Annotated in this window: 1 protein-coding gene and 1 pseudogene; both read right to left on the bottom strand. The window is 31.9% G+C overall.

The features are described from left to right. Window positions 1-2,529, bottom strand: a pseudogene (locus tag FVF61_RS05515) (T9SS type B sorting domain-containing protein); the annotation flags it as partial. 73 nt (window positions 2,530-2,602) lie between these two features. Then, window positions 2,603-3,571: sprD domain protein (locus FVF61_RS05520; RefSeq protein WP_148454201.1), on the bottom strand; the 969-nt coding region annotated here is incomplete at its 5' end.

Consider the following 3,571-nt stretch of genomic DNA (forward strand, 5'->3'; position numbering starts at 1 on the left):
ATCACTTGCCATGATTGGTCCTACACTATTTACTAATGTTGTTCCATTATAAATTGAAAAATAATACTGTGGTAAAGCATCATTTGCAGCTAAATGGATACTTCCAAATTCGCCATGACACTCAGGTTGCGTAACAATGGTAGAAACTGTAAAATCTCTTTCCCTTACGTATACACTTGGAGTTTCAAAAATACATGGGTTTGAATCAACTCCAATTTGTCTAATATAAATTACATAATAACCTGATGATGTAACAATAAATATATTACTAGATTGATAATTAACACCATCAATACTATATTCATAACCATTTGGAACACCTCCAACAGTAATACTTCCTGGAGTCGTACAAATTATATCTTGAGCAACAGCTGTAGGGTCTAATAAATTCTGATATACATTAAAATAAAAAACACTAAAACAACCTCCTGGATAATTAATAGTTAATCTAAATTGTCCTGCTGTATTGGCAGTATAATTTGGTCCTATTCCTACTTGATTCCATGTACAAGCTGAGTTCTCATTAGCACAATCAGGATCTGTAACTGGAGCACAACTCCCTTCATTTAATTGTTCCCAAATTATTGAAACGGCATCGCTTATGCCAGTCAAAATATCTCTTGTATCATTAGCTCCACATAAAAAGATATTAGGTAGTAACTTTCCATCATTCGGACAAGTAACAACTTCATCTGCATAAGGTATAACAGGATTAGTTTGTGTAATACCATATAAAACAACTTGAATAACTTCCTCAATAGAAATACAAGTCGAAGAAGTTGTATTTTGAACATAATAAGTACCTGTTGCTGTTACTGTAATAGTTTGAGTGGTTCCAATTACAGGTGTTCCTGTAGGGCTAGTTGACCATGAATAAGAGTCGTAACCTGCTGCTGCTGTTAGTTGAATACTCTCTCCACAAAGCACTTCTTCTCTCTCAAAATTACAATTTGATATATCAACCAAAAAGTTAGTAGGTTGTGGTGGTCCAAAACATTCAGCTGTAACATAACTTGCTTGCTCTTCAACTGTAATAGTACTAATATCTCCTGTATATGTTGCAAAGGCTTGATTTATGATTAAATTGGAACAGGCTTGACTTAAATCGTAACAATTTGGTACTACTTGAACAGCTAATCGTATTACAAAAACTGGGTCATTAACTTCAACAGATGCATCTGGAATTGCAAAAACAAGTGTTCGAGTAATTGGATCATAAGATTGGAGTGTAGCTCCTCCTGCATTACTAAGATCTATATCTGTTGCAGGATTAAATATGATATTATCAGGAAGAACATCGGTTATAGTAAAATTTGTAATATTCTCATTTCCTGTATTTTGATAACTTATTTCATAAAACAAATTATCTCCTAAAAATACATTATCTCCATTAATTTCAACACCGTTTTCATCTAAAACAATTTTGTTAAGATCTAATTCTGGCGATATAACATCCACAGCAAAGGCACTGAAAAAAGAAAAGATAGGATCTGCCTGACCTCGTGCAACTTGTAATGTAAATGAAGCCGATGTATCATTATTCCCTATATATTCTGGTTCGGAATTAATAATTTCAAGCATTCCTGTATCATACCCTAGAGTATTAGTCCCAAATGGATTTCTTGGATAAGAAACTCCGTTAAAGTTTTCAATTACAGATCCAAAAAATTTGTTTGCAGGCCTCAAGGGCGTTGTTACTTCTTTGTTATTAATCTCTAATTTTGTAGCTCTCTTTGTTTTATCACCATCTAAAGTTGCATAAGCAAATTGTAAATCTATGTGTCCTGCAGGTGGTGTTGTAAAACCAGAAACTGGAATCTCTTCGTAATGTGAACTATAAATATGACTAAAACCATCAAATGTTGTAAAAGATTTTGTGTGCAGGTTTGGGTCTTTATATATAACGAATAATGTCCAACCTGCTGATAGTCCTGTAGAGAAATTTGAACCTTCACTAGATATTATATTAGCAGCAGTATAAGTCCCTTCAATGTCTGTTAATCCAATTAATAAATCTGTTACATCTGCATAACAAGCATAAGGAGTATTTCCAGGTTCGTCGCTTTCAGCTATTATAGGATTTACAATGGCATCGTAAATAAGTTCACCATTTATATCTATATAAGTTGTACTTTCTGGTGTTTTAAATTTTATGTTTTGAATGTTAGATCTATCACCACTTTGCAATACTGCTCCCCAATAAAGTGCTGCATATTCTATTGCATAACATGATGTAGGACTACCATCCTCTTGTAGAGGCAAAAATAGTTCTGCACTACTTGAACTAAAGGTATTTGTATCGACATCAATATCTATATACTGCATCGAAACATCTTGATTATCTATGGTGTTGTTATTATTTGGAAGATTATCTTGACCAAGAATATTATTTCCAATAACAAGCATACTCCCTTTTACTTCAACATGTTCTCTAATAGTAAATGGTTCGTATGTTTGTGCGAACGAATGAAAGCTCAATGCTAATAGAATAACTAGTATGATAATCTTAAAAAAAGTAGGTTTTTTCATGATATATTTATTTATATGTTCATTTAGTCTTCAAATGGGGCATATGAAAACTAAATGGAGCTTTTTCTATTTCTTAATCTTCAATTTTAACAACAGACATCTTTCCGTTATATGGTTTATTTCCTTTAGTTTGTAAGGCACTCATAGCTTCTTCTACATAATCAAACTTCTGATAGTAAATAAAATATTTACTAGAATTCACATCATAGAAGAAATTAATATTCGATTGTCCAGCCGATACTACCTTTTCTAAAAACTCATCTCTATCACTTACATTTTCATGTACAGCAATAATCATATAGTATCCATTATCTACATTTTGAATGCCTTTCAATATTTGCACGTTACTACTTTGCTCTTCACCAAAATTAAAATCTTCAGCTTTTAGTGGTTCTGAGCTTAATGGTGTATTTTCTCTAATTCTATCTAAAGTTGCTTTATCTTTTAAATATCTATCTTTTTCATTATCATAAAGTGCACGTTTAATTCTACGTTTTCTTTCAATTTCAGTAGCAACATTAATAGTTTCTAATGTAGAAACTAAACTAGCTCTAGTTCTTTCAGATTGTGCCTGCTCTGATTTTAAAGTTTGAATGGTTTCTAAATAATATTGGCTAGTTTCATCATTTTTATTTGAGCCTTTTTTAATTCGTTGGTTGTATAGATTCTCTAATTCTGAAATGGTTTCGTTACGTTTTGCAATAGTAGCATCTAAGTCAGATTTAATAGCTTCTAATTCTCTGTTTTCAGCTGAAAGACTCTTAAATGGTTTTGGCTCAAGATAAATTCCTTGTTCACTTAAATCATTTTCTTCTTTTAAATCTTTTAGATCTTTATCTTTAATTAAGACTACTTCATTTAATCTAATTAATAAAGCATCTTGCTCTTCTTTTGATACTTTAGTTTTCTCTGTTAATGCAAACATAGATTTAGCTAAATCATCTTTTTGAGTTATTTCAAGACTTTCTTGTTCTTCAACTTGAGCCTGAACTACAGCTTCAGCTGCTAATCTAGCTTCTTCCTCTGCTTGTAATTGAGCTGC

This window comes from Xanthomarina maritima (assembly GCF_008084905.1).
Classification (GTDB): Bacteria; Bacteroidota; Bacteroidia; order Flavobacteriales; family Flavobacteriaceae; genus Xanthomarina; species Xanthomarina maritima.